The sequence below is a fragment of the Polaromonas sp. A23 genome (assembly GCF_002001015.1).
GTDB lineage: Bacteria > Pseudomonadota > Gammaproteobacteria > Burkholderiales > Burkholderiaceae_C > Polaromonas.
In genome coordinates this window covers 265232-283050 of sequence record NZ_MUNO01000026.1, presented here as the reverse complement: position 1 = coordinate 283050, position 17819 = coordinate 265232, and the positions used below count along the sequence as shown (strand labels likewise).

The 17819-nt window shown below is 61.5% G+C and carries 18 protein-coding genes; 9 read left to right on the top strand and 9 right to left on the bottom strand.

The window, feature by feature from the left end:
- The first annotated feature begins 34 nt into the window (after positions 1 to 34).
- Positions 35 to 946 (top strand): LysR family transcriptional regulator, encoded by a 912-nt coding sequence (locus tag B0B52_RS14815; RefSeq protein WP_077594420.1) that lies wholly within the window; start codon positions 35 to 37, stop codon positions 944 to 946.
- 16 nt (positions 947 to 962) lie between these two features.
- On the opposite strand, the gene B0B52_RS14810 is transcribed toward B0B52_RS14815, so the two are convergent.
- Positions 963 to 1595, bottom strand: coding sequence for a LysE family translocator (locus B0B52_RS14810; protein WP_077594419.1), 633 nt, complete (start codon positions 1593 to 1595; stop codon positions 963 to 965).
- Positions 1592 to 1840 carry a DUF1272 domain-containing protein gene (locus B0B52_RS14805; RefSeq protein ID WP_077594418.1) on the bottom strand — a complete coding sequence of 83 codons (249 nt, stop codon included), beginning with the start codon at positions 1838 to 1840 and terminating at the stop codon, positions 1592 to 1594. Before B0B52_RS14805 ends, B0B52_RS14810 begins: the two co-directional genes overlap by 4 nt.
- Before the next feature lie 180 nt (positions 1841 to 2020).
- Between B0B52_RS14805 and B0B52_RS14800 the strand changes: the two genes are divergently transcribed.
- The 6 genes from B0B52_RS14800 to B0B52_RS14775 all read left to right on the top strand — a co-directional run bounded on the left by B0B52_RS14800 (position 2021) and on the right by B0B52_RS14775 (position 5552).
- Positions 2021 to 2677: a DsbA family oxidoreductase gene (locus B0B52_RS14800; RefSeq protein ID WP_077594417.1), complete on the top strand. Its 657-nt coding sequence runs from the start codon at positions 2021 to 2023 to the stop codon at positions 2675 to 2677.
- 9 nt (positions 2678 to 2686) lie between these two features.
- The gene (locus B0B52_RS14795; RefSeq protein ID WP_077594416.1) at positions 2687 to 3196 is read left to right on the top strand and encodes a GFA family protein; all 510 of its coding nucleotides are present in this window, start codon (positions 2687 to 2689) and stop codon (positions 3194 to 3196) included.
- Between the two features lie 29 nt (positions 3197 to 3225).
- Entirely contained in the window at positions 3226 to 3864 is a 639-nt protein-coding gene (locus B0B52_RS14790; protein ID WP_077594415.1) for a glutathione S-transferase, read from the top strand.
- A gap of 108 nt (positions 3865 to 3972) precedes the next feature.
- Positions 3973 to 4437: a hypothetical protein gene (locus B0B52_RS14785; RefSeq protein WP_139351953.1), complete on the top strand. Its 465-nt coding sequence runs from the start codon at positions 3973 to 3975 to the stop codon at positions 4435 to 4437.
- Positions 4438 to 4517: 80 nt separating this feature from the next.
- Positions 4518 to 5144 (top strand): LysE family translocator, encoded by a 627-nt coding sequence (locus tag B0B52_RS14780; protein WP_077594413.1) that lies wholly within the window; start codon positions 4518 to 4520, stop codon positions 5142 to 5144.
- 21 nt (positions 5145 to 5165) lie between these two features.
- Positions 5166 to 5552: a PaaI family thioesterase gene (locus tag B0B52_RS14775; RefSeq protein ID WP_168173553.1), complete on the top strand. Its 387-nt coding sequence runs from the start codon at positions 5166 to 5168 to the stop codon at positions 5550 to 5552.
- 19 nt (positions 5553 to 5571) lie between these two features.
- Here the strand turns inward: B0B52_RS14775 and argA are convergent, their stop codons facing one another.
- Positions 5572 to 6921: an amino-acid N-acetyltransferase gene (gene argA / locus B0B52_RS14770; protein ID WP_077594411.1), complete on the bottom strand. Its 1350-nt coding sequence runs from the start codon at positions 6919 to 6921 to the stop codon at positions 5572 to 5574.
- A 181-nt stretch (positions 6922 to 7102) separates the two neighbouring features.
- Between argA and B0B52_RS14765 the strand changes: the two genes are divergently transcribed.
- Positions 7103 to 8416 (top strand): diguanylate cyclase domain-containing protein, encoded by a 1314-nt coding sequence (locus B0B52_RS14765; RefSeq protein ID WP_139351952.1) that lies wholly within the window; start codon positions 7103 to 7105, stop codon positions 8414 to 8416.
- Between the two features lie 73 nt (positions 8417 to 8489).
- A complete protein-coding gene (gene hrpA / locus B0B52_RS14760; protein WP_254425718.1) occupies positions 8490 to 12416 on the top strand; it encodes an ATP-dependent RNA helicase HrpA in 3927 nt (1308 codons plus the stop codon).
- Positions 12417 to 12519: 103 nt separating this feature from the next.
- On the opposite strand, the gene B0B52_RS14755 is transcribed toward hrpA, so the two are convergent.
- From B0B52_RS14755 to lptF, 6 genes are all read right to left on the bottom strand, one after another.
- A complete protein-coding gene (locus B0B52_RS14755) occupies positions 12520 to 12678 on the bottom strand; it encodes a DUF3309 family protein (RefSeq protein ID WP_077594410.1) in 159 nt (52 codons plus the stop codon).
- Between the two features lie 259 nt (positions 12679 to 12937).
- Positions 12938 to 14122 carry a pyridoxal phosphate-dependent aminotransferase gene (locus B0B52_RS14750; RefSeq protein ID WP_077594409.1) on the bottom strand — a complete coding sequence of 395 codons (1185 nt, stop codon included), beginning with the start codon at positions 14120 to 14122 and terminating at the stop codon, positions 12938 to 12940.
- A 20-nt stretch (positions 14123 to 14142) separates the two neighbouring features.
- The gene (locus B0B52_RS14745; protein ID WP_077594408.1) at positions 14143 to 15081 is read right to left on the bottom strand and encodes a CysB family HTH-type transcriptional regulator; all 939 of its coding nucleotides are present in this window, start codon (positions 15079 to 15081) and stop codon (positions 14143 to 14145) included.
- A 97-nt stretch (positions 15082 to 15178) separates the two neighbouring features.
- Positions 15179 to 15538 carry a sirohydrochlorin chelatase gene (locus B0B52_RS14740; RefSeq protein WP_077594407.1) on the bottom strand — a complete coding sequence of 120 codons (360 nt, stop codon included), beginning with the start codon at positions 15536 to 15538 and terminating at the stop codon, positions 15179 to 15181.
- Positions 15539 to 15540: 2 nt separating this feature from the next.
- A complete protein-coding gene (gene lptG / locus B0B52_RS14735) occupies positions 15541 to 16695 on the bottom strand; it encodes an LPS export ABC transporter permease LptG (RefSeq protein ID WP_077594406.1) in 1155 nt (384 codons plus the stop codon).
- Complete coding sequence (gene lptF, locus B0B52_RS14730) at positions 16692 to 17819, bottom strand: LPS export ABC transporter permease LptF (RefSeq protein ID WP_077594405.1); 1128 nt, start codon at positions 17817 to 17819, stop codon at positions 16692 to 16694. The genes lptG and lptF overlap by 4 nt, the downstream gene beginning before the upstream one ends.

Genomic DNA, 17819 nt, shown 5'->3' with positions numbered 1-17819 from the left:
GGCGTAATAGATAATCCACAGAAAATCAAAAACCATGACCCGTCAATTCGATGATCTTCAGCTGGGAAGCATTGAGCTTTTTTGCCTTGCGGCAGAGCTCTGCAGCTTCACGGCGGCGGCAACAAGTGCCGGCCTCACGCCCGCTGCCGTGAGCCGCTCGGTGTCGCGTCTGGAGGAGAGACTGGGCGTGCGGCTTTTCACGCGCACGACGCGGCAGATACGGCTGACCGAAGCCGGCCGCGCTTACTTTGAACAGGTGCGGCAGGCCCTGGGACAACTGGTGGAGGCCGAGCGCGAAGCCACAGGCCAGCAATTGGTACCCGCCGGTGTGCTGCGCATCAGCCTCCCAACGCCGTATGGGCATTACCGCGTGCTGCCTCTGCTGCCTGCTTTTCGCGCCCTTTATCCGGCGGTGCAGGTCGAGGTCAACCTGAGCAACCGCAATGTCAACTTTGCCGACGAGGGCTACGACCTGGCCATACGCGGGCGTGCACAGCCCGACTCCGGCTTGGTCGCGCGCAAGCTTGAAGATGCCGCTTTGGTGGTGGTGGCCGCGCCTTCGTACCTGCAGCAGGCGGGAACGCCGGCCTCGCTGGAGGCTTTGCAGCAGCATGACTGCATCCAGTTTTTGTTGCCCAGCAGCGGGCAGAAAATCCCGTGGCTGTTCAGCCATGCGGGCAAGGAGCTGGATGTGGCTACCAGCGGTGGTTACTGCTGCTCGGAAGACCTGTTGGGCGGGGTGACGCTGGCCCGGCATGGCGCGGGCCTGCTGCAGACTTACCGTTTTATCGTCGAGGAAGACTTGCGCCAGGGCCGGCTGCAAGAGGTGTTGCAGCCTTTTGCGGGGCGGTCACGGCCGTTTTCACTGCTGTACCCGCACGGGCGGCACGTGCCCTTGCGGGTGCGCTTGTTCATCGACTTCCTGCTTGAAAAACTCAAGCAGTAAATGCATTTTTATGCGTTCATGAATTGGCGCGGCGGTAAAACGCCAGCGAACCGGCCAGTGCCAGCAACGCGCCGCCGCACGCACGGTCCAGCCACCGGGTGGCCGATGCCTTGAGCAGGCGAATGGCGCGTGCGCCCACAAATGAATACGCCAGCATGACGCTGAAGTCCAGCGAGGCGAAAACAATGGCGATCGTGAGGTACTGCGGCGTTTGCGCGGCCACCGGGTCAATGAACTGCGGCAGCAGGGCCGAGCAGAACAGGTAACCCTTGGGGTTGGTCGCGGCCACCAGGAAAGACTTCATGAAAATCGCCCGGCCGCCATGCTGGGTCTTCGCCGTGCCATCTGCCGGCAGCTCAAACCCGCCGCGCGAACGCAACATGCGCAAGCCCAGCCAGGCGAGGTAAATCGCGCCCACCCACTTCAGCACCGAAAACCAGAACTCCGATGCTGCCAGCAGTGCACCCAGACCCAGCGCCACCGCGCCGACGAGCACAAAGTCCGACACAACTGCCCCCAGCATGCCGGGCACCGAGCGGCGCACGCCATAGTGGGAACCATTGACCAGGGCCAGCAGCACGGTGGGCCCGGGCGTGGCGATGACCGCCAGCGCTACCAGAGAAAAAAGAAGCAGGGTGGTGGCGGTCATGACGCAGCTCCACAACCGGCAGGTTTGAATACCCGTTCAGTGGACGCCGGGTACTTGAGAAGTTTCCCGGCGGGCCGGCGTGGCCGGGCTACCAGTTCACCACCACAGTTGGGGCAAATCCCGTTGAGTTTGCCGGTGGCGCAATCGCTGCAGAAAGTGCATTCAAAGGTGCAGATACGCGCCTCGGGTGACTCGTTGGGCAAGTCCTTGTTGCAGCATTCGCAGTTGGGGCGGAGTTGGAGCATGGGGTGTCCTGGTTGCAAACACGAAGAAACGTAGAAGGCCCCGGCGGGGCAGCCAGGACGTATTCTGAAACATTTTTCACCGAGATGAACGAGAAGCCAGTTGGCCCGGCGGCGGGCGGGGTTGCTCGATAGTCATTACCATTGATCCTGAATTCCTACCTCTCTGTCAAGGACATACGCATGAACTCCCCCGCACCGGCAAAAATGAAAATCGACTTCGTCTCCGATGTGTCCTGCCCTTGGTGCGCCATTGGCCTCAAGTCGTTGGAGGAAGCAATAGGCCGCGTTGCCGGCCAGGTGCAGACCGAGCTTCATTTTCAGCCGTTCGAATTGAACCCGCAGATGCCGGCCGAGGGCCAGGACGTTGGCGAACACCTCGCTGAAAAATATGGCTCCACGCCCGAGCAGCTGGCGCGCAACCGCGAAATGATCCGCGCACGCGGGCAGGAACTGGGCTTTACCTTCACCGTGGGCGCGCGCAACCGCGTCTACAACACCTTCGACGCGCACCGCCTGCTGCACTGGGCCGAGGAGGAGGGGCGCCAGCTCGCGCTCAAGCAGGCCCTGTTCAAGGCCTATTTCACCGACGGCGAAAACCCGGGCTCGCACGAGGTGCTGGCCCGCGTGGCCGGCGAGGTCGGCCTGGATGCGGTGCGTGCGGCAGAAATCCTGGCTTCCGGCGAATACGCCGACGCGGTGCGTGAGCGCGAGCAGTTTTACCTGCAGCAAGGCATTCACTCGGTGCCGGCCATCATCATCAACGACAAGCACCTGATCTCGGGCGGCCAGCCTCCCGAAGTGTTTGAACAGGCCTTGCGCCAGATTGCCGCCGCCTGAAGCGCAGTCATGCCGGCCCCGAATGTTTACCCACTGCAAGGAGGCTGCGATTGCCGCACGGTTCGCTACCAGCTGGAATCTGCCCCGCTTTTTGTGCATTGCTGCCACTGCCGTTGGTGCCAGCGTGAAAGTGGCGCGTCGTTTGCGCTGAACGCGATGATCGAAGCGGACCGGGTCACCTTGCTGGCCGGTGCGCCGGAGGTGGTGGACACGCCCTCGGCCAGCGGCAAGGGCCAGAAGATTGCGCGCTGCCCGCAATGCCGGGTGGCTCTGTGGAGCAACTATTCAGGCGCCGGGCCTTCCGTTCGTTTTGTGCGTGTTGGCACGCTGGACGAGCCTGATCACCTGCCGCCCAATATCCACATTTTCACCGCGTCAAAACAGCCCTGGGTGGTGTTGCCGGAAGGCACGCCGGCCGTGCCGGCGTATTACGACCGCAAGATTTACTGGCCGGCCGCCAGCTTGGCGCGGCGTGAAGCGCTATTGGAAAAAATAGCAAAAATGGCCGCCCAACAATAATTCGTTCAACAGGAATCACAAGGGAATTCATGCAACTTATCGGAATGCTCGACTCGCCTTACGTTCGCCGGGTTGCGGTGTCTCTTCAATTGCTGGGGCTGCCTTTTGAGCACCGGTCGATCTCGGTTTTCCGGACCTTCGAGCAGTTCCGGGAAATCAATCCAGTCGTCAAGGCTCCTTCCCTGGTGTGTGACGACGGCACGGTGCTGATGGATTCCACCTTGATCATTGACTACGCCGAGAGCCTGGCTGCTCCCGGTAAATCCCTAGTGAGGGAAAAGGCGGCGGAGCGCCAGCACATCCTGCGACTGACCGGCCTGGCCCTGGCCGCATGCGAAAAAAGTGTCCAGATCATTTACGAGCGGGACCTGCGGCCCGCTGACAAGCAACATGCGCCCTGGTTGTCGCGGGTTACGGGGCAGTTGCTGGCCGCCTATGACGCGCTGGAGTCCGAGTGCCGGCTCAAACCCCTGGCACATGAAAGCCTGACCATCGACCAGGGCGGCGTGTCTGTGGCGGTGGCGTGGCATTTCACACAGATGATGTTGTCGGAAGTTGTTCCGGCAGCTGCGTTTCCCGCATTGCAGGCGTTTTCTGCAAAGGCGGAGAAGCTGAAAGAATTTGCTGCGGCTCCGCACGGAGCGGATACCTATAAAAATGCAGGCTAGCCGCGGGCTGAAAATCGTGCGTGAACAACACCCACAGGCTGGGCTGCGTACGCGGCAAACGCCGGCGTTGCCCTTCACCCTTCCTCCTTCCTGTTTGTAAAACCTGACATGCAAGAAGAATTCACGATTGACTCAACGCTCAATGTTTCGCCTTCGACGCTGTGGGCATCGACGTTCATGAATTCCGTGAACTGGGAACTATGGCCACTTGTCAGGATGACCGCACCCCTGGCGTGGCGGGACTACCCACCGGAGCGCTGGGAGTCTGGTCGCCTCCTGTTCAGGAGCTGGGTGTTGTTGCTGGGTGTGCTGCCGGTCGATCTGCACTCGTTTCGCCTGAAACACATCGATGCCGGCGAGGGTTTCCAGGAAAATTCTTCCTCGTGGCTGAACCGCGAATGGAACCATGAACGAAAGCTGCTTCCTGCAGCGGGAGGCTGCCGGGTGATTGACCATATTTCGGTGGTGGGGCGCGTGCCGCTGCTGACTGCCTTGCTAATGCCCGTCTACAGACTTGTCTTCCGGCATCGCCATGCACGTTTGCGGAGGAAATATGGGCAGGTCTCCAACTGACCAACTGACCAACTGACCGGCGCCCCGGCAAGCCGTAACATGCGATTGAAAACCTGCCCAACCCTTTAAGGAGAATTTCCGTGTCCCTCGAAGTCTGGCTGGCCTTTGTGGCCGCATCGGTGGTTCTGCTCATCATTCCGGGCCCGACCATCCTCACTGTGATCAGCTATTCGATGGCGCATGGCCGGCGTGCCAATGTGCCGCTGGTGGCGGCGGTCGCACTCGGTGACTCGACGGCTTTATTGTTGTCGTTGCTCGGCCTGGGGGCGCTGCTGGCCACTTCGGCGTTCTGGTTCACGGTGGTCAAATGGGCTGGCGGCCTTTACCTGCTTTACCTGGGCATCAAGCTGCTGCGCGCGGGCATCTCGCCCGCAGAGCTGGCCACGCCGGCGGCGCCGGGCTCGCGCTGGAAGCTGTTTGCCCACACCTGGCTGGTCACGGCGCTTAATCCCAAGGGCATTGTTTTCTTCGTGGCCTTTTTGCCGCAATTCATCACACCGGACGCCGGGTTGACGCAGCAGCTGTGGGTTCTTGCCGTCACCTTTGTGCTGCTGGCCACACTCAATGCCACCTTGTACGCGGTGTTTGCCGGCTCGGCGCGCAAGCTGCTGGCTTCGCCACGTGCGCAACGGCGTTTCAACATCGCGGGAGGCTCGCTGCTCGCGGCCGCCGGCGTATGGGCTTTGCTGGCCCGGCGCCCGGCCTGAGGTTTGTCACCGATGGAGAGCGTGAAACTTCGTTTTGTTGAACACGTCGGCATGCAGATCGAGGCGCAGGCCGGCGGGCGCAGCCGCTCCACGCTGGAGGTCGCGGCCTTTCACCGCAACTCGACGGGGCGTGTGCATGGCGGCGTGACATTCACGCTGGCCGATACAGGCATGGGTGCCGCGCTTTACCCGACGCTGGAGCCCGGGGAGCTTTGCGCAACGATCGAGATCAAGATCAACTATTTCAAGCCCGTCCTGGGTGGGCAACTGGTGTGCCTTAGCGAGGTCGTGAACAAGGGAAGACGTGTCGCCAACATGGAGTCTTCGGTGTATGTCGACGATGTTCTGGTGGCCAGGGCCAGCGGCAGCTTCGCGATCTTCAGACCTGCCGGGGCAGAGCCGGGCTGAAGCCTGCTCCCATCCACATTCAGCTCAGTTTTTTGACCAGCACCTGGCTTTTGCGGTTCAGGTTGTATTTGCGCTTGCGTGCTTCGGGCAGCCATTCGGGGTCCACCTGCACAAAGCCGCGCTTGATGAACCAGTGCATGGTGCGGGTGGTCAGCACAAAAATGCTGTCCAGGCCCATCAGTTTGGCGCGCTGCTCGACGCGCTTGAGAATGCGTTCGCCGTCGCCCTGGCTCTGGGTTTGCGGCGACACGGTGAGTGCGGCCATCTCGGCGGTTTTGGCTTCGGGGTAGGGGTAAAGCGCGGCGCAGCCGAAGATGACGCCGTCGTGCTCGATCACGGTGTAGAGGTCGGCGTCACGTTCAATTTCGGTGCGGTCTCGCTTGACCAGCGTGCCGTCTTTTTCAAAAGGCTCGATCAGCTGCAGAATGCCGCCCACATCATCGGCGGTGGCTTCGCGCAGGCTTTCGAGTTTTTCGTCAATGACCATGGTGCCTATGCCGTCATGCACATAGATTTCCAGCAGCAGGGAACCGTCCACCGCAAACGGCAGGATGTGGCTGCGCTCCACGCCGGCCTTGCAGGCCTTCACGCAATGCTGGAGGTAGAAGGCGGTGTCGGTCGGCTGGGTGGCATTGGGCAGTTGCGCGAGCAGTTTTTCGGCCGTCGCCAGCGGAAGTTCGGTGTCGATCGGATTGTCTTCACTCTCGGGCTCACCGGGGTTGATGCGGATGCCGGGAATTTCGGTGATGAAAATCAGCTTGTCGGCCTGCAGTTCAATGGCTACGCTGGTGGCGACTTCTTCCATGGTCAGGTTGAAGGCCTCGCCGGTTGGCGAAAAACCGAAAGGCGAGAGCAGCACCATGGCGCCGAAGTCCAGCGTGCGCAGGATGCCTTTGGTGTCGACCTTGCGCACCAGGCCTGAGTGTTTGAAGTCCACGCCATCGACAATGCCGACCGGCCGGGCGGTGATGAAATTGCCCGAGATGACGCGCACCGTGGAGCCGGCCATGGGGGTGTTGGGCAGGCCCTGGCTGAAGGCGGCTTCAATCTCGTAACGCAGCTGGCCGGCGGCTTCCTGCGCGCAGTCGAGCGCCACCGAATCGGTGATGCGCATGCCGTGCGAATATTTGGCCTCGTGGCCCTTGGCGGCCAGTTGCTCGTTGACCTGCGGGCGAAAACCGTGCACCAGAACAATCTTCACGCCCATGCTCTGGATCAGCGCCAGGTCTTGCGCCAGATGCTGCAGCTTGCCGGCGGCGATGGCCTCGCCAGCGATGCCGACCACAAAGGTCTTGCCGCGGTGCAGGTGGATATAGGGCGCCACCGAACGGAACCAGGGGACGAAGGTGAAATTGAAGACGGCGGACATGTGCGCGCTTTCGGGGTCGGATGGGTCAACAACAGGACGGCAAAACGGAAAAGCCGGGCACAAGCCACAGCTTTCCGGGCGATGGCGATGAGTGTAAGGGAGGAGTGGGGCAGACGGAGCCTCGGCGCAGGGGTTGCCTCGGGTGCGAAAGAGGCCTTTCCGTCCGATAATCCGCCCATTCATGGACAAACTCGCGTTCGGCTTCTGGGGGTGCTATTTCGGCATGACGGCCCTGATGCTGGCTGGCTCCGGGTTGGCATTTGCCCGTTCGCTTCATCGAATCTCTCTGAACGCCGCCCTGTCGGCCACGGCATCCAGTTTTTTTGTGGTCGCTTTTCTCGGCGGCCTCCCGATCGAAGATGAAGGCGTGCTGGCGCGCGTGTTGACGCACATTGCCATGCTGGTAGCGGCTTTTCTGGCCTATCTTCTGTTTTCCATTCTGGGTTTGCTGGAAGGGCGCAAGGCGCGGTTTCGTACGAGGCTTGCGATGATTGCCTTGACCCTGGGTGGCATGGGTGTGAGCTGGGCCTTGTCGCCGCAGCAGTCCCTGGCGCTTGGCATGGGCGTGGCCTGGTCCCTGGGCCTTTTGGCATTGGGTATGTCGCTTCGCAGTGTCTATCGCGGGGATCGCCTGGCCTGGACTGCGGTGTCCGGCGTGTTTTTCATGCTGATCGCCATGATCGGTCTGGGCTGGATTGCCCTGGCGCGCGGCCAGGCGCCGTGGCAGGTGCATGCGGTCAGTGCGCTTTCTGGAACGGCCTATCTCGTCACCATGGCGGCGGCTCTCTGGGCTCGCTATTCCTATCTGATCGAGCTGAATCAGGTCATGTCGCTTGGGCCCAGTTATGACCCGGTCACACGCATGCGGTCGCATACCGAAACAGGGCAGTTGTTAGGTGATATTTTCCGGCGCCGACGGGATGAGTTGCCTGAACAGGAAGCGCCGCCTGCACGGGATCCTGACGGTGCCGAAGAAACAGGCCCGGACGTGATGGGCGAAACCTTGCGCCGTCCAACCCGGTCTGTGGGCGTGATGGTCGTGAGCATAGGCAACCTGTACACGCTGGAGCGCCTGCATGGCACCGCCGCGGTCAATCACGCGCTTTACGTCTGTGCCGGTCGTCTTCAGCGTTCGGTGGCCGCCAACGTAGAGACCGGGCGATTTTCCGAAGACGGCTTTGTGCTCCTCATCCGCAACTGCAGCGACAGCGGCCAGTTGATCCGTCTTGCGCATCGGCTCGGGGCTCGTCTGTCGAAGCCGGTGACGCTCAACACTGTTCTGGAGGCGTCCCGCCGTGAGAGCGAGCAGACCCGCTGGCAGGCCGAAATCGGCATCGGCGTGCAGTGGGTGTCCGACCCGGCGGCCAAGGCCTCTGGCGTGTTGGCCGCCTGCAAGGCCATGTCGCGCACTGCCATGACCTATGCGAGCCGGGTGGCCTGGTTTGACAACGCCAGCGGCGAAGCGGTCGAACTGCCGGTGCCGGAAACCGCTTGAGCGCTTGCGCTTTGGCGTTTGGGTGCCGCCGTTCCTTCCGCGTCGATAATCAGAGGCTTTGAAACCTCATTCCGTGTCCTCGCCTCCTTTTCCTTTGTCTGTGCCTCCTGTTTCATTGCAGATTGATTTCCCCGAGTCCTTGCCCGTTTCCGGCAAGCGCGAGGAGATCACGGCTGCCATCGAAGCGCATCAGGTCATCATCGTCTGCGGTGAAACCGGCTCGGGCAAAACCACGCAGTTGCCCAAGATTGCGCTGGCGATGGGCCGCGGCAAGCTCAATTATCCGCAAGGCCAGGGCAAACTCATAGGCCACACCCAGCCGCGCCGCATTGCGGCCTCCAGTGTGGCCAAGCGCATTGCCGATGAATTGAAGACGCCGCTGGGCGATGTGGTCGGCTACAAGGTGCGTTTCCAGGACAGACTAAGCCGCGACGCCTCGGTCAAGCTGATGACCGACGGCATTTTGCTGGCCGAAACGCAGACCGATCCGCTGCTCAAGGCCTACGACACCATCATCATCGATGAGGCGCACGAGCGCAGCCTGAACATTGACTTTCTGCTGGGCTATCTGCGCCAGCTGCTGCCGCGCAGGCCGGACCTGAAAGTGGTCATTACCTCGGCGACGATTGATGCGCAGCGATTTGCCGACTACTTTGCTTCAAGCAAGGGGCCGGCGCCGGTCATCATGGTTTCGGGGCGCATGTTTCCGGTTGAGCAGCGTTACCGGCCCTACGAGGAGTCGCGCGACTACGACCTCAACGATGCGATCGCCGATGGCGTGGACGAACTCTGGCGCAATCCGCACAGCGCCGGCGACATCCTGATATTTTTGCCGGGTGAGCGCGAAATCCGTGAGGCGGCCGACCACCTGCGCAAACACTTGGCGCACCAGCCGCTGTTTCGCAATGCCGAAGTGTTGCCGCTGTTTGCGCGTTTGAGCCAGGCCGAGCAGGACCGCATTTTCGACGGCCACACCGGCCGGCGCATTGTGCTGGCCACCAATGTGGCCGAGACTTCGCTGACCGTGCCGGGTATCCGCTACGTGATTGATGCCGGCACGGCCCGCGTCAAGCGCTACAGCTTTCGCAACAAGGTCGAGCAGTTGATGGTCGAGCCGATCTCGCAGGCGGCCGCCAACCAGCGCGCCGGACGCTGCGGGCGGGTGGCTGACGGCATCTGCATCCGCCTGTACGACGAGCAGGACTTCCTGGGCCGCCCGCGTTTTACCGACCCCGAGATTTTGCGCAGCTCGCTGGCCGCGGTGATTCTGCGCATGAAGTCGCTGCACCTGGGCACCATCGAAAGTTTTGCCTTCATCGAGCCGCCGCAGGGCCGCGCGATTGCCGACGGTTACCAGCTGCTGGCCGAGCTGGGCGCCGTGGACGACGACAACGAACTCACCCCCGTCGGCCGCAGCCTGGCCAAGCTGCCGCTGGACCCGCGCGTGGGCCGCATGATCCTGGAAGCCAGGGACCGTCAGGCGCTGGACGAGGTGCTGGTGATCGCCAGCGCGCTCAGCGTGCAGGATGTGCGCGACCGGCCCATGGACAAGCAGGCCCAGGCCGACCAGCAGCACGCCAAGTTCGACGACGAGAAAAGCGAGTTCAGCGGCTACCTCAAGCTGTGGAAGTGGTTGGGCGATGTGCGCGGCGGCCATGATGCGGTGCACAAGCTGACGAATCGCCAGTACGAAAACCTGCTGCGCGAGAACTACATCAATATCCGGCGTGTACGCGAATGGCGCGACATTCACTCCCAACTGCACAGCGTGGTCGGGGAACAGAAATGGGTTCTGAATACCAAGCCGGCCAGTTACGAGCAGCTGCATTTGTCGATGCTGTGCGGCCTGCTGGGCAACCTCGGTATCAAGAGCGACGAAGACGACTGGTACCTGGGCGCGCGCGGCATCAGGTTCTACCGCCACCCGGGCGCCAAACTCAGCAAGAAGCCGGGCCGTTGGATTGTGGCTGCCGAGCTGGTGGAAACCACGCGCCTGTTTGGCCGCGGCATTGCCAACATTGAGCCGCAGTGGGTGGAGCAGGTGGCCGGGCATTTGCTGAAGAAGCAGCTGCTGGACCCGCACTGGGAAAAGAAGGCCGCGCAGGTCACGGCGCTGGAGCGGGCCACGCTGTATGGCCTGGTGATTTACAACGGCCGGCGCGTCAATTTCGGCCGGATCGACCCGGTGACGGCGCGCGAGATCTTTATCCGCGAAGCCCTGGTGGCCGGCAACTGGGACACCAAGCTGCCTTTCCTGGCGGCCAACCTCAAGCTGATTGAGCAGGTGCAGGACCTGGAGCACAAGGCGCGGCGCCAGGACGTGCTGGTCGATGAGGAACTGATTTACGCCTTCTACGACCAGCAACTCCCGGCGGACGTCTGCACGGGCGCGGGCTGCGAGCACTGGTACAAGGACGAAGTCAAAAAGCAGCCGAAGTTGCTGCTCCTGAGTCGTGAAGAGCTGATGCGCCACGAGGCAGCCGGCATCACGACGCAGGCCTTCCCTAAAACCCTGCGGCTCGGCGGCGTCGACTGCCTGGCGACTTATTTGCATGAGCCGGGCGATGCCAAGGACGGCGTGACGATTGACGTGCCGCTGTTTGCGCTGAACCAGGTGAATGAAGAACGCTGTGAGTGGCTGGTGCCCGGCATGCTGAAAGACAAGATCCAGGCATTGATCAAGACCCTGCACCAGCGGCCGCGCTCGCGCCTGGTGCCGCTGCCGGACACGGCGGCGCGCATGGCGGCGGAGCTGCTGCAGCCTGAGAAGTTTGGCGCCGGTTCGCTGACGGATGCCGTGCTCAAGCTGGTGCGCGATGCCACTTCGCTGGACATCAAGCGCGGCGACATGAAGCTGGACATGCTGCCGCCGCATCTGTTCATGAACTTCCGCGTGGTCGATGAACATGGCCGCCAGCTCGGCACGGGCCGCAACCTCGGCGCGCTCAAGGGCGAGCTGGGTTCGCAGGCGCGCGGGGCTTTCCAGGCACTGGCCGGGCTGAAAACTCGGGTGGCGCCTGAAAATATCGATACTTCAGAGTCAAATCGGCCTCCAGCCCAGCAGGGGCGGGCGCAAACAGCTCCTGAAAGCATAGCAAACCAGAAAGCAGCCACGGTCCGAACGCCCGAGCGCTACACCAGCTGGAGCTTTGGCGAGCTGCCCGAACTGATGGAAATCAGCAAGGGCAAACAGACGCTGATTGGTTTTCCGGCGCTGATCGACCTGGGCGACGCGGTGACCATCGAGGTGTTCGACGAACCCGATGTGGCCGCTGCCAAACACCGCGCCGGACTGCGGCGTCTTTTTGCACTGCAGATCAAGGATGCGCTCAAGTACCTCGAAAAAAACCTGCCTGACCTGCAGAAGATGGCCACCGCCTACATGCTGGTCGGCCGCGCTGCCGACAACTCGGGCGGCGGCACGCTGGAAGAACTGCGTGAGCAGATCATCGAAGTGGCGCTGGACCGGGCTTTTCTGCTGGAGCCGCTGCCGACCAACGAAACTGATTTTTTGAAACGCATCGCCGACGGGCGCGGGCGACTAACGCTGATTGCCAGCGAGGTTGCGCGGCTGGCGGCCACCATCCTGATTGAGTTTGCTGCGGCCCAGCGCAAGATCAAGGACACGAAAAATGCCGCCGAAGCGGCAACGGACGCGGCGCAGCAGTTGCAGCGCCTGGTGCCCAAACGTTTCCTGACGGCCACGCCGTACACCCAGCTGCAGCACTTTCCGCGCTACCTCAAGGCCATCACCTTGCGGCTGGAGAAATGGCGTGCTGACCCGGCGCGTGACGCGGCCCGCCTGGCCGAACTGCGGCCGCAGGAACAGCGTTACTGGCGCCTGGTGGCAGAGCGCAAGGGTGCGATGGATGCACGGCTGCAGGAATTGCGCTGGCTGCTTGAGGAGTTGCGTGTGAGCTTTTTTGCGCAGGAACTGCGCACACCGCAGCCGGTCAGCATCAAGCGGCTGGACAAGCTTTGGGCCCAGTTGAACAGTTGAACAGTCAGGCCACCACGACGGCGCGTTTCACACAAAGAAAAAGGACTCGAGCCGCATTGGCCGAGTCCTTTTTTTCAGAGGGTTTGCCTGATGCTCTGAGGCTCTATATTCGGCCCATCAGCAGCAAGACGATCAGGATGATGACGACCAGTCCCAAACCACCGCTGGGACCGTAGCCCCAGCTTCGGCTGTGTCCCCAAGTCGGCAACGCACCCACCAGAATCAGGATCAGGATGATGAGCAGAATGAGTGAAATCGACATGAAGAACTCCTTGTTATGTGTCTGAATTCTTGCCCGTTGGCAGGCAGATGACGGCAGGAGGGCGCGCTGCCGGATCGTCAGGGAGTTCCTACAGTTGGCGAAAGGAAAGGTGCTTCGGCGCAGGGTATCCGTCCCACTGCCAGACGGCCCAAAGGCGCAGCGCGATGGCTGAAAAAGAAGTAAAGCCGGAACCTGTGAGGGGAAACAGGCACTTGGCCCTTGTTTTCTGGGCGCCAATAGCTATCAATAAGATAGCGGGCTAAAGCTTGGCCAGGCGTTCCAGAGCCATGTTCAGCGTCTCGTCTTTCTTCGCAAAGCAGAAGCGGACAACGCGTTGATCGAAACCGTTCCCATAAAACGCCGACAGCGGAATGGCTGCCACGCCGATCTCGCTGGTCAGCCATTTGCAGAAGTCGGCTTCACCCAGGTCGCTGACCTCGGAGATGTCCACGCACTGGAAATAACTGCCCTCGCTGGGCAACAGCTTGAAGCGGGTCTTGGCCAGCCCCTTGCGGAACAGGTCGCGCTTGCGCTGGTAGAAGGCCGGCAGATCCAGGTAAGGGCGGGCGTCACCCATGTAGGTGGCCAGGCCGTACTGCACAGGTGTGTTGACGGTGAAAACATTGAACTGGTGCACCTTCCGGAATTCAGCTGTGAGGGAAGCAGGCGCTGCGACGTAGCCGACTTTCCAGCCGGTCACGTGGTAAGTCTTGCCGAAGCTGCTGACAATGAAGGCGCGTGCCGCGAGGCCTGGAAAGCGCGCGGCGCTCTGGTGCTCGCAGCCCTTGTCTGCGTCAAACACCATGTGCTCGTACACCTCGTCGCTGATCAACAGGACATCGGTGGGGGCCAGGATTTCCTGCAACCGCAGCATGTCCTCGCGTGTCCACACCGTGGCGCTGGGGTTGTGCGGCGAGTTGACGATGATCGCGCGGGTCTTGCGGCTGATGGCGGCGGAGATCTTGTCGAAGTCCGGTCGGAAGGTACCAGGGGTCAGGGGAACACGCACGGCGACGCCACCGGCAAGCTCGATGTTGGGCACGTAGCTGTCGTAGCAGGGCTCCAGCACGATGACCTCGTCGCCGGGATGCACAACGGCCAGGATGGCGGTGATGATTGCTTGCGTAGCCCCTGCGGTCACGGTGATCTCGGTGTTGGCGTTGTAGGCGCGGCCATGCAATTGCTGCAGCTTGGCGGCGATCGCTTCGCGCAGAACCGGCACACCCGGCATGGGGGGGTATTGGTTCAGGCCACGGCTCATCGCGTCGGTGACGGCGCCTACGAGCTTCGGGTCGCATTCGAAGTCCGGAAAACCCTGGCCCAGATTGACAGCATTCTTTTCAAGGGCCAGCGCCGACATCACCGTGAAAATGGTGGTGCCGACGGCGGGCAATTTGGTTTGCAGTTCGGGCGTGCGTTCGCTGACAGGGGGGGTGGTCGTCATGGTTTGTGGGTGTTCAAGGCTCAAAAGTCGCCGGGTCGGCTGCTCATGGCGCGGGTGATCTGGGCGCGGTCGAGTTTGTCGCTCAGCAGTTCGGCGAACTTGTAGACAAAGTTGCGCAGGTAGGCGCTGCGCTTGAAGGCTACGCGTGCGATGTTCACGCCGAACAGTTGGCCGCCGGGCACGGCGACCAGGTCGGCGTTGGTGCCGTCGTCTTTCAGGGCCATCTCGGCCACGATGCCGACGCCCAGGCCCAGCCGCACGTAGGTCTTGATCACGTCCGAGTCAATGGCTTCCAGCGCAATGCGAGGGTGCAGATGCTTTGCGGCAAAAGCCTGGTCGATTTTGGTGCGGCCTGTAAACGAGGGGTGGTAGGTAATCAGCGGCTGTTCAGCCAGGTCTTCCAGGGTGATGTTTTCCTGCTTGGCCAGAGGGTGGTCCAGAGGCAGCACCAGCATGTGCTGCCACTCATAACAGGGCAGCGTGACCAGTTCTTCGTATTGCGTGAGCGATTCTGTGGCAATGCCGATCTCTGCGACCTCGTCGATCAGCATGCGTGCCACCTGATCGGGCGACCCCTGGTGCAGGCTGACATTGACTTTGGGGAAGGCCTCGCGCAGTTTCGCAACCGGCACGGGCAGCACGTAGCGGGCCTGCGTGTGCGTGGTGGCAATGGACAGCGTGCCGTTGTCCTGCGCCGAAAACTGCTCGCCGATGCGGCGCAGGTTGCTCACCTCGCGCATGATGATTTCAATGCTCTTGAGGACGTGCGCACCCGGCTCGGTGACGCGTTTGAGGCGCTTGCCGTGCCGCGCAAAAATCTCCACACCGAGTTCTTCTTCCAGCTCGATGATGGCCTTGGAGACCCCGGGTTGGGACGTGTGCAGGATGCGCGCGGTTTCGGTGAGATTCAGGTTGCGCCGAACGGCTTCTTGCACAAAGCGAAATTGATGTAGGTTCATACCTGTTTTTTGCTAATTGCTCCCTTCATTATGCCGTTTGTGGCTAAAGAAATCGGGATGCAGCCTGAAAATGTGACGTCGCTGGTATGGCACCGAGTCAGGATAGGGCGATATCGGCCATCAAGGCTGTCAGCTGCGGATGCTCACCGGCGGTGGGTAGCAACTCGACGGCTATACCGGGGTGTTGAGACTGGAGCTCAGCGATCAGCCGCGGCAGGTCTTCCCGGGCATGTTTGCCAACCCCAAGAAACAAGGGGAAAGTCCTTATCCTCTGTGCGCCGGCAGCTATCAAATCAGTAGCGGCCTGGGCCAGGTCGGGACTGCACAGCTCCAGGTAGGCGCAACTGACCAGAGCCCGGGGGTCGCGCTTGCGGATCGTGTCTGCCACGGCTTCGATGGGCAAGCGCCACAAGGGGTCTCGCGAGCCGTGGGCAAGCAGGATGATGCCCTGCTTCATCGTCAGCGCCTCAGGACCAGCCAGCCGAATGCGCCTAGCGAGATGGCTGTGTAGAGAAGTCCGGGAGCCGCCGCCGCGAGCCAGGGCTGCCAGTGCTGCAGGTTGCCGATGTAGCCGAAGACGTTGTTCAGCAGGAAGAAGCTGATGCCGATCATCACGCCGCCAAAAACATAGCCGGCAATGCCGCCGCTGCGAAAGTGCAGGTAGGCAAAGGGCAGGGCGAGCACCACCATGACCAGGCAGCTCAGGGGGTAAAACACTTTTTTCCAGAATTCGATCTCGTAACGCTGGGCGGTCTGGCCGTTGGCGTTGAGGTGGCGGATGTAGCCGAACAGGTCGAGGGTGCTCATCCGCTCCGGCTTGAGCACAGCCACCGAGACCATCTCTGCGCTGATGTCCGTGGGCCAGCGGAACTGGCGGACCTTGTTGATGGTGATTTTGGCGGAATCGCGGCCCGCTGCTGTCGGGGAGGCCTGCCCCTGGCGCACGCTGAATTCGGTACGGGAGGCGTTCTCGAGTTGCCAGGAGTCGTCAGATGCAAACCGGGCGACGGGTGCCTGGGTGATGGACACCAGCAGACCCTTGTTGTTGAACTCGAAGACGCGCACTCTCTCCATTTCATTGTCTGGGGTGAGGGCGCCGACGTTGACCACGTAGCTGTTATAGGCCTGCTTTTCCTTGAGCCAGGCCCCTGTCTGGCCAATGGTGATTCGTCCTTGGTAACGTGCCTTGAGCAGTTGCGCACTGCGGTCGGCGGCGGGGGCGATGTAGTCGCCGATCGCAAAACAAAGAACGACAAAAAAGGCGCCCAGCGTCAAAAGCAGCCGCAGGGCGCGCCAGGGTTCCAGCCCGCTGGTACGCAGGATGGTGTATTCCGAGCTCTGCGCCAGCCGTGCCATCACAAAAATGGTGCCGATCAGAACCGAAATGGGGACCAGCTCGTAAAGGTGACTGGGAATCAGCAGGGCAACGTACAGCAGCGCGTGGCGTATCTGATAGGTGTTGATGTCGGCGCTGATGGCGCCCGCAGCGTTTTTGCCCAGGTATTGCAATTCGTCGACGAGGTCGAAGAAGAAGAACAGTGCCAGGAAACCTGCAGTTACAAAAGCGATGGAGGCCAGGACTTCGCCGTAAATCAGGCGGCGGATGGTTTTCATGCGGCCACCTTGCCGGCCTGTTTGCTGGCTTGCAGTTTGCGCTGGCGGCTGATGGCGCCCTTGAAGGTCCAGTTCAAGTGGCGCTTGGACAGCCAGGCCAGTGCCAGCAGCAGGGCGCCGCCATGCAGGGCCAGAAGAAAACCGGCGAAATTGGCGGTGCCGACGGTGATCCAGCTTTGGCCCAAATTCAGCAGGTTGTGATAGACCACAAAGGTGAACAAGACAAAAATCAGATTGCCGCTGCGTCCTGCGCGCGGGTTGACGCTGGCCAGCGCCAGCGCAATCACCACAAAGTTGATGGCGGCCAGCGCCATGCCCAGTCGCCAGGCCAACTCGCCCTGGTTGCTGCGGCTGGGTGAGCGCACCAGCTCACGGGTAGACCTGGACTTTTCGGGCAAGCTGTTGCCGTTGATCAGCGGGCTTTCCCCGGCCTTGCTTCCATATTCAGCAAACTCTGTGATCTTCAGCGCAGATCTGCCGACCTCGCTTTCAAGCCGCTGGCCGTTGTCAAGCATCAGCAACTGGGCGTTGCCCACCGTTTCAATGCGGCCAGCACCGGCAGTGGTCACTGAATTTTTGCCTTTTTCCGTGGAAGCAATGAAAACGTTGTTGCTGGCTTTTTCCTGGCTGACGTCGCGGTCAATGAAAAACACCCGGTTGCCGTTGGATGATTCCTGGAATTGCCCGGGGGAGACCCGTTCGAGGTCGCCGCGCTGTTCGTAGCGGTCTTTCATGTCCTGGGCCTGCTGGTTGGACCATGGCCAGACAAATATCGACAGCAAGGTGATCACCATAAGCACTGGCCAGGCAAAGCGGAACATGGGGACCAGAAAGAAGGCCAGGCCGCGGCCACTGACGAACCAGACGACCATTTCGCTGTCGCGATACATCCGGGAAAGTGTGCTCACCATGGCGACGAACAGGGAGAGCGTGAGGATGATGGGCAAGCGGCCCAGTGTGGTGTAACCCATGACCATCATCACGTCCTGCGGACTGACGCTGCCGCGCGACGCCTGGCCCAGGGTACGGATCAGGATGATGGTGAACACGATGGTCATCAAAACCACAAGGGTGGCCCCAAAACTGCGTGCCAGCTCTTTGCGGATCGAAGATTGGAATAACAT

Bases quoted from the DNA above. Each gene is read 5' to 3' on its own strand.
- B0B52_RS14815 (WP_077594420.1), top strand. From the start codon at position 35: ATGACCCGTCAATTCGATGATCTTCAGCTGGGAAGCATTGAGCTTTTT.
- B0B52_RS14810 (WP_077594419.1), bottom strand. From the start codon at position 1,595: ATGACCGCCACCACCCTGCTTCTTTTTTCTCTGGTAGCGCTGGCGGTC.
- B0B52_RS14805 (WP_077594418.1), bottom strand. From the start codon at position 1,840: ATGCTCCAACTCCGCCCCAACTGCGAATGCTGCAACAAGGACTTGCCC.
- B0B52_RS14800 (WP_077594417.1), top strand. From the start codon at position 2,021: ATGAACTCCCCCGCACCGGCAAAAATGAAAATCGACTTCGTCTCCGAT.
- B0B52_RS14795 (WP_077594416.1), top strand. From the start codon at position 2,687: ATGCCGGCCCCGAATGTTTACCCACTGCAAGGAGGCTGCGATTGCCGC.
- B0B52_RS14790 (WP_077594415.1), top strand. From the start codon at position 3,226: ATGCAACTTATCGGAATGCTCGACTCGCCTTACGTTCGCCGGGTTGCG.
- B0B52_RS14785 (WP_139351953.1), top strand. From the start codon at position 3,973: ATGCAAGAAGAATTCACGATTGACTCAACGCTCAATGTTTCGCCTTCG.
- argA (WP_077594411.1), bottom strand. From the start codon at position 6,921: ATGTCCGCCGTCTTCAATTTCACCTTCGTCCCCTGGTTCCGTTCGGTG.
- B0B52_RS14765 (WP_139351952.1), top strand. From the start codon at position 7,103: ATGGACAAACTCGCGTTCGGCTTCTGGGGGTGCTATTTCGGCATGACG.
- B0B52_RS14755 (WP_077594410.1), bottom strand. From the start codon at position 12,678: ATGTCGATTTCACTCATTCTGCTCATCATCCTGATCCTGATTCTGGTG.
- B0B52_RS14750 (WP_077594409.1), bottom strand. From the start codon at position 14,122: ATGACGACCACCCCCCCTGTCAGCGAACGCACGCCCGAACTGCAAACC.
- B0B52_RS14745 (WP_077594408.1), bottom strand. From the start codon at position 15,081: ATGAACCTACATCAATTTCGCTTTGTGCAAGAAGCCGTTCGGCGCAAC.
- B0B52_RS14740 (WP_077594407.1), bottom strand. From the start codon at position 15,538: ATGAAGCAGGGCATCATCCTGCTTGCCCACGGCTCGCGAGACCCCTTG.
- lptG (WP_077594406.1), bottom strand. From the start codon at position 16,695: ATGAAAACCATCCGCCGCCTGATTTACGGCGAAGTCCTGGCCTCCATC.
- lptF (WP_077594405.1), bottom strand. From the start codon at position 17,819: ATGTTATTCCAATCTTCGATCCGCAAAGAGCTGGCACGCAGTTTTGGG.